Below are 7453 nucleotides of genomic sequence, written 5' to 3'. Positions count from 1 at the left end.
GGAGGGGAAGGCAGGCGCGAAGCAGGACGGCTCAGGGGCCTTCGTGGTCCCAGGCAGGATCATCGCTCGCGAAACGCTGGAGCCAGTCGCGCACGGTGAGGCCCGCGCCGTTCGCGGCGTCCGGGTGGGCCAGGAGCACGTGGGGGTTGCCTGGCAGGTAGAAGGTCTTCACGTTCGGGGCCGCCGCGGCGCGGGCCGCCTCCAGTCCGGCCTGCACCTGGGGGCCGTCCAGTCCGAAGTAGAGGGAGATGGTGCCATCCTGCTGGTAGCCGAGCATCCCGTATCGCCGGGGGGCGGTGAGCAGGTTCGCGGAGGCGCCCAGCACCGCCGACAGGCGCGTGTCACAGCCGGAGCACCCTGGCGGGAACTCCACGCCCCAGCTCGCGCGCATGGTGCCGTAGCGACCATCCCCCACGGTGTCGATGACGAGCCCCGAATCGTTCAGCACGTCCACCCGTGCCCACGGCAGGGCCTTCTGCACGCGCCAGGCATTGAACGTCGCCCCGTAGCCGCCCGCGCTGATGCCCGTGAGCCAGACGCGGTCAGCGTCGGGGAAGGTCGGCTGGAGCCGCCGCAGGTACGCATCCAGGTTCCGCGCGCCCACATGTTCGACGTTCTTCGGGCCGAACCAGTCATACGTCTGGATGCGGGTGCCCGCGTGGAGGTCTCCGGTGCAGTAGGGGACGTAGACGAAGCTCGCGTCGCGGAACGGATTGCGCGGATTTTCGCGGTCGAAGAGCACCGCGAGGTCCGGCGCGCGGGCCTCGGCCAGCACGGGAGCCTCGCCCATCGTGTCGGTGATGTGGGTGGCCGCTCCGAGTGCGCAGGCGGCGGCCTCCCAGCACGCGCCACCGCCCGCGAGGAAGACGAGGACCCGCTTGGAGCGGTCCGTGAGGTTGACGGCCATGCCCGTGGACGAGCCGTTCGCGCAATGGGCCTCGGGGACGGGCACGAACGTCCAGGTCTCCCGGGGCGCGTCGATGGGCGGGCCCGCATCCACCGTGTAGGGGATGGACGGAAGGTCATACGCCCCGGCATCCGGAGCACCGCTGTCCTCGAAAGGTGTCGCGCAGCCGAAGAGGACGAGGAGCCCCAGGAGCGTCAGGAAGCGAGCGTGCATGGCTTTCGCGCATAGCACACGGTGCCGTGGGCCCGCCTTCCTGCCTGCCCCTCATACGGGCCGTGCACCGGAGGAACGATCGCGGCTTGCTGGGTGGCGGAGCGCGTCACCAGGGTTGGGACTCAGCTCACGACGGGAGAGGCGCGATGGCCCAGGGGACGTCCAGGAAGGTGCGGTACGCGGTGGTGGGGGCGGGCAATCTCGCGCAGGTGGCCATCCTGCCGGCGTTCCAGCACGCGGAAGAGAACTGCGAGCTGGTGGCCCTCATCTCCTCCGACCGGACGAAGCGCGACGTGCTCCAGCGCCGGTACGGCGTCTCGCACGCGGGGGGCTACGAGAACTTCGAACAGGTGCTGCGCGATTCGCGCGCGGACGCCGTCTACATCGTGTTGCCCAACAGCCAGCACCGGGCCTTCACGGAGCGGGCCGCGCGCGTGGGTGTCCACGTCCTCTGCGAGAAGCCGATGGCGACGTCGGTGGAGGACTGCGAGGCGATGATCCGCGTTACCAACGACAACGACGTGAAGCTGATGATCGCCTACCGGCTGCACTTCGAGGAGGCGAACCTCCAGGCCGTGGAGCTGGTGCGCTCCGGCAGGCTGGGCGACCCGAGGATGTTCTCCGCCCTGCTCACGCAGCAGGTGCGCGACGGGGACATCCGGGGCAGCAGGGAGCTGGGGGGCGGGGCGCTCCTGGACGAAGGCCCCTATCCCATCAACGCCGCGCGCTACCTGTTCCGCGACGAGCCGCGTGAGGTGTTCGCCTACACAAGCGGCGGGGACGGCCGCTTCCACGGCGTGGACGCGACGGCGTTCGCGCTGATGCGCTTCCCGCACGGACGGGTGGCCCAGTTCGGCATCAGCCACGAGGCGTCGGCGGTGTCGAGCTACCGGCTGGTGGGCACCGAGGGCGACCTGCTCGCGCAACACGGCTTCGGGTACGGCACGGACATCGAGCACCTCATCACCGTGGGGGGCAAGGCGGAGACGCGGACGTTCAAGAGCAGCGACCAGTTCGCGCCGGAGCTCATCTACTTCTCGCGCTGCGTGCTGGAGGACCAGGAGCCGGAGCCCAACGGCATCGAGGGACTGGCGGACGTGCGCGTCATCGTCGCGTTGCAGGAGTCGGCGCGGACCGGGCAGCCGGTGAAGCTGGCGCCGTTCGAGAAGCCCCAGCGGCCCACGCTCGCGCAGCTCATCGTGAAGCCCCCGGTGGAGCCGCCCGAGCCGGTGAACGCACCAGCTCCGGTTCAGGGCTGATCTGCGAGGCCTGGGGTCAGGTGTCTTCCCGGAGCCAGAACCAACGCTCGTTGGAGCGAAGTGCGCCTTCGAGGAACTCGGAAAAAGAGCTGGCGATCTGGCGGCAGTAAGCCGGGTCCGGGAACGCCTCGTTGTAGCCGTCACGGATGGGATATCGATCGCCGTGTTTCTCGCTCACGTCGAGAAGGATGTAGTTGCTGTCTCGAACTTCGCACAGGGCGTACCAGGACGCGGGGCCTGCGCGGTCGGTGTCATCCTTGCGCATGACCACCCGTGCGCGGCGAAGCTGCGACAATGGGAAGAAGGAAAAGGCGGGGTCGACGCGGTCGAACAGGTCGGCGCCGTCACAGTGCAGGTAGAAGGCGCGGAGGTCCGGGTCCAGGCGCCACCCCACGCTTTGCTCGAACGCTTCGATTTGCGCCTGTGTCGCAGGAGGGCGCGCATGGTGGATGCGTGACACCTCCTCCAGCAATGCGGACATTGGCATGTCGCTACTCTCCGTAGGGATGGTCCATGCCGACGCTGGTCCACGGCGGCTCATTGGCGTAGCACTGGTTGTAGAGCCCAAAGAGGTCCTGGTGGATGTCTTTGGGGAATGGGAAGATGTTGTCCCAGTCGATGGGATTGCCGCCGTGCCAGAGGTCCCGGATGTGGTGTCCCTCGTACGGCCTACCGTTGGCCCCGGTTGGCCATGCGCCGAATCGGTCTGCCCATTTCTCCCGGAACTCCGTGCGGATGTTGTTCCAGCGGCTGCGGGAGGTTTCGTTCTGAGCGGGGCTGAGTGTTCCGTAGTTACAGCAGCAGTGCGTCACTCCGAACCGGCTTCCTGCCCGGACGATCGTTCCCTCGAAGTCCATCTTGACGTCCGCGAGCCACATGCAGCCTTGGAGGACATGCCCGCTTCCGGCGCACTTCTCCCGGCAGTAGTTCATGATCAGGCTGCTGCACTGCCAGGGGCCATAGTAGACGACGGTGCGGAACTGCCCGCCGCCGGGCACCGGTACAAAGGGGCTCACCCACTTTCGGAGTGTTCCAGAAGTGGTCGCTATCGGTGTTTCGGCGCATGCACTCAGTAACAGCGCTCCCGCCAAGCTCGCGATGTAACGCCAGGAAGGCGCTCTATGATTGGGTTTCACGGAGTCCAACTTTACGACACGGTGATCTGCTCGGGCGCGCAAACGTTGAAGTTCCTCTGCGGAAGGTGGTTGCCTCATGGAGTGCCCGTGCGGCCCCCCAGTGGGCCGTCCGGATCCGCGAGCACCGTGTCGAGTACGCCCAGGAGGTCGGTGTGGATGCCCTCGGCGGTGCTTGCATCGAACAGGTCGGTGTTGAACTCCAGCGCGCCGGTGAAGCCCTCGGCCATTTCCGTCAGGGACAGGGCCAGCTCATAGGTGGCGTTGCCCCGGCTGACCATCACGCGCGTCACGTCGAGGCCCGGGAGTTCGAACGGTACCTCCGGGGTGTTCTGCAGGACGAACATGGCCTGGAACAGCGGGGAGCGGTTCGTGGGCAGCTCGACGCCCAGCGACGCGACCACTTGATCGAGCGGGACTTCCTGGTGTGCGTACGCGCCCAGCGTCTCCTCTCGCACGCGCTGCAACAGTGCGCGAAACCCCGGGGCTCCGCGCAGGTTGACGCGCAGGCACAGGCCGTTGACGAACATGCCGATGAGCGGCTCCAACTCCGGCAGGAGCCGGTTCGCGATGGGCGACCCGATGACGACCTCTTCCTGCCCGGAACGGCGCGCGAGCACGACACCGAACGCGGCCAGCAGGGCCATGAACGGCGTCACGTTCTCGCGGCGGCACAGGGCGTGGAGCGCGTCGCTGCGGACACGGCCCAGTTGGACCGGACGGCGGATGCCATTGAAGGTTCGCTCCGGCGGACGGGGACGGTCGGTGGGAAGTCGGAGCTCCGTGGGTGCCCCCGCGAGTGATTGCTTCCAGTACGCGAGGCGTCGCTCCAGCTCTGGGCCGGTGAGCCAGGTTCGCTGCCACGCCGCGTAGTCGGGATACTGCACGGCGAGGGGCGCGAGTCCGGCTGCACGGCCGTGGGCCAGCGCCGTGTACAGCGCCCCCAGCTCCCGAGCGATGACGCCCAGGGACCAACCGTCCGCCGCGATGTGGTGCACGCAGATGAGGAACAGGTGCTCGTCGCTCTTCACGCGCAGGAGCGAGGCGCGTACGAGCGGAGCCTTCTTCAGATCAAAGGGCGTCGCCGCATCGGCGTGGACGTACCGCCACGCTGCTTCCTCCGCGTCCGGCTGCTCGCTCAGGTCCTCGAAGCGCCACGGGAAGTCACCCGCGGGGACGACCCGCTGGACGAGCTGTCCGTCCTCCTCCGAGAACCGGACCCGCATGGACTCATGGCGTTCCAGTAGGGACTGCAGGGCTCCGCGCAGCGCTTCGACATCCAGGGGGCCCCGGAGTCGGTGACCGTAGGGAATGTTGTAGGCGCTCGACGTGGGCGCGCGGAGGAAGAACCGGTACAGCCGCTCCTGCGCGTACGAGAGTGGAAGCGCGCGGTCGCGAGGCGCTCGCACGACCGGAGGCATCGCGCGGGGGCCGTCGTCCTGGGTGAGTGTCCCCAGATGCCGTGCGAGATCCGCGACCGTGGGACCGCTGAAGAGGACCCGGAGCGCGACCTCCGCGCCCAGCTCTGAACGGATGCGCGAGACGAGCTGCGTGGCGAGAAGGGAGTGGCCGCCCAGGTGGAAGAAGTTGTCGTTCAGGCCCACGCGCTCCACGTCGAGCAGCGAGGCCCAGAGGCGACAGAGGGTGGCCTCGGTGGGCGTGGAGGGCGGGACATACCCCTGCGTGTCACCGCGAGCGGGCACGGGGGCGGGCAGGGCACGGCGGTCCACCTTGCCGTTGACGGTGAGGGGCAGCGCGGCGAGCGGAGTGAAGGAGGCGGGCACCATGTGCTCGGGAAGGCGTTCGCGCAGCCAGCCGCGCAGCTCGGAGCCGTCGGGTAGCGCGGCCCCGGCGACGGGCACGAGATAGGCGGCGAGGCGCCGATCGCCTCCGGCCTCGAGCGCGACGACGGAGGCGTCCTTGACGGTCGGGTGGAGGCGCAGGGCCTCCTCGATTTCGCCCAGCTCGACGCGGTAGCCGCGCACCTTCACCTGATGGTCGGCGCGGCCCAGGTACTCGACGCGGCCGTCGGCCAGGAAGCGGGCTCGGTCCCCTGTCTTGTACAGGCGCGCACCCAGGACGGTGGAGAAGGGGTGGGGCCGGTAGGTGTACGCCGTGAGTTCCGGGCGGTCAAAGTAGCCACGGCCGAGGCGCTCACCGGAGACGTACAGCTCGCCCGGGACACCGATGGGCACGGGTTGCAGCAGGGAGTCGAGGATGTAGAGGGGGCCGTTGGTGAGTGGGCGGCCGATGGGGACGGGGACGCCGAGCGCGGGGGGCGAATCGAGGAGGTGGAAGGAGGAGAAGACGGTGCACTCGGTGGGGCCGTAGCCGTTGACGAGGCGCTGGGGCGGGCCGTGCTGGAGGACTTCGCGCAGGGCGAGCGGATCGGCGGCCTCACCTCCGAAGACGAGCGTCCTGAGGCCGGCGAAGGCCGTGGGGATCTGGCGGGCGAGCAGGTGGAGCACCGCCGTGGTGACGAACATGACGGAGGCCCGGGTGTCGCGCACCTGGTCCGCGAACTCCTGGGGGGAGTGCGCGGGATTGGCGGTGATGCCTACGAGGTGGGCACCGTGCAGCAGGGCACCCCAGATTTCAAAGGTGCTCGGGTCGAAGGATGCGTTGGACGCCTGGGCGACGCGGTCCTCCGGAGAGAAGGGATGGAGGAGGCGGTCGAAGGCCAGGGCCAGCACGCCCCGGTGGACGATGGCGCTGCCCTTGGGTCTGCCGGTGGAGCCCGAGGTGAAGATGACGTAGGCGAGGTTCTCCGGCCCGGAGGTACGCGGAAGGGGCGCGGTGGAAAGGCGACCGAGCGAGTCCGCGTCGGCATCGAGGCACACCGTGACGCCAGCGAAGGGCGGAAGCCGTTCGCGCTTGTGCTGGTGCACGAGCAGGACGCTGACGCGCGCGTCCTGGAGCATGAAGGCGAGGCGTTCAGCGGGATGGGAGTCGTCGAGCGGCAGGTAGGCGCCGCCAGCCTTGAGCACGGCGAGCATTCCGACGATGAGGTCGACGGAGCGCTCCACGCACAGGCCGACGAGGACCTCGGGACCAACGCCGAGCGAGCGCAGGTGCCAGGCGAGCTGGTTAGAGCGCTCATCAAGCTGTTGGTAGGAGACGGTGAGGGGGCCGAAGGTGACGGCGGGCGCGTCGGAAGTGCGCGCGGCCTGGAGGGCGAAGCGCTCGTGGATGCAGAGGTCCCGGGGGAAGTCGACGGTGGCGTCGTTCCAGTCGCGGAGGACGCGGTGGCGCTCGGATTCGGGGAGCAGCGCGAGGGATGCGATGGGTCGCGAAGGCTGTGCGACGGCGGCTTCCAGCAGCGTCTGGAAGTGGGAGGCCATGCGCTGGATGCGTTCGGCGTCGAAGAGATCGGTGTCGTACTCGAAGGTCGCCTTCAGCCCCTCCGGTGACTTCGTCACGAAGAGCGTCAGGTCGCACTTTGACGTCCCGGTGCGCAGCTCCCACGGCTCCGCGGCCGTGACCATCTGGAGCGCGGTGGACGGATGCGCCTCCAGGGTGGGCGTCTGCAGAACGAACATGACCTGGACCACCAGCGCGTGACTGAGTACGCGCTCGGGGTGGAAGTCCTCGACGAGCTTCTCGAAGGGAAGCTCCTGGTGGGCGTAGGCGCCGAGCGTGACCTCGCGTACGCGCCGCATCAGTTCGATGAAACTGGGGGAACCCGACAGGTCCTGCCGGAGCGCGAGCGTGTTGACGAAGAGTCCGACCATCCCTTCGAGCTCAGGCCGGATCCGTCCGGCGAGCGGGGTTCCGACGATGAGGTCCTGCTGGCCCGTGTAGCGGTGCAGCAGCGCGCTGAAGCCCGCGAGCAGGCCCATGAACAACGTGACGTTCTCCCGAAGGCAGAGGTCCTCGATGGCCTGGGAGGTCTCCGGGGAGAGCCGGAACGAGAGCGTGTGGCCCTTGAGTTGGTGGATGGG

The 7453-nt window shown here is 68.6% G+C and carries 5 protein-coding genes; 1 reads left to right on the top strand and 4 read right to left on the bottom strand.

Annotated features, from left to right (window positions below; genetic code table 11):
* Positions 1-31: 31 nt before the first annotated feature.
* On the bottom strand, positions 32-1120 hold the full coding sequence (locus D7Y13_RS35080) for a pectin acetylesterase-family hydrolase (RefSeq protein ID WP_120585101.1): 1089 nt from the start codon (positions 1118-1120) through the stop codon (positions 32-34).
* Positions 1121-1266: 146 nt separating this feature from the next.
* Here D7Y13_RS35080 and D7Y13_RS35075 point away from each other — a divergent pair, with 146 nt between their 5' ends.
* Positions 1267-2379: a Gfo/Idh/MocA family protein gene (locus D7Y13_RS35075; protein WP_120585100.1), complete on the top strand. Its 1113-nt coding sequence runs from the start codon at positions 1267-1269 to the stop codon at positions 2377-2379.
* Positions 2380-2395: 16 nt separating this feature from the next.
* Here D7Y13_RS35075 and D7Y13_RS35070 read toward each other — a convergent pair whose 3' ends face one another.
* The 3 genes from D7Y13_RS35070 to D7Y13_RS35060 form a co-directional block, all read right to left on the bottom strand.
* Complete coding sequence (locus D7Y13_RS35070) at positions 2396-2866, bottom strand: SMI1/KNR4 family protein (protein ID WP_120533254.1); 471 nt, start codon at positions 2864-2866, stop codon at positions 2396-2398.
* Between the two features lie 4 nt (positions 2867-2870).
* Complete coding sequence (locus D7Y13_RS35065; RefSeq protein WP_233595815.1) at positions 2871-3395, bottom strand: hypothetical protein; 525 nt, start codon at positions 3393-3395, stop codon at positions 2871-2873.
* Between the two features lie 194 nt (positions 3396-3589).
* Positions 3590-7453 (bottom strand): non-ribosomal peptide synthetase (locus tag D7Y13_RS35060; RefSeq protein ID WP_120630927.1); only part of this gene is annotated, 3864 nt, incomplete at its 5' end.

Source organism: Corallococcus praedator (genome assembly GCF_003612125.1).
GTDB lineage: Bacteria > Myxococcota > Myxococcia > Myxococcales > Myxococcaceae > Corallococcus > Corallococcus praedator.
The sequence above is the reverse complement of the archived record's forward strand: the minus strand, read 5'-3'. Positions and strand labels throughout refer to the sequence as shown.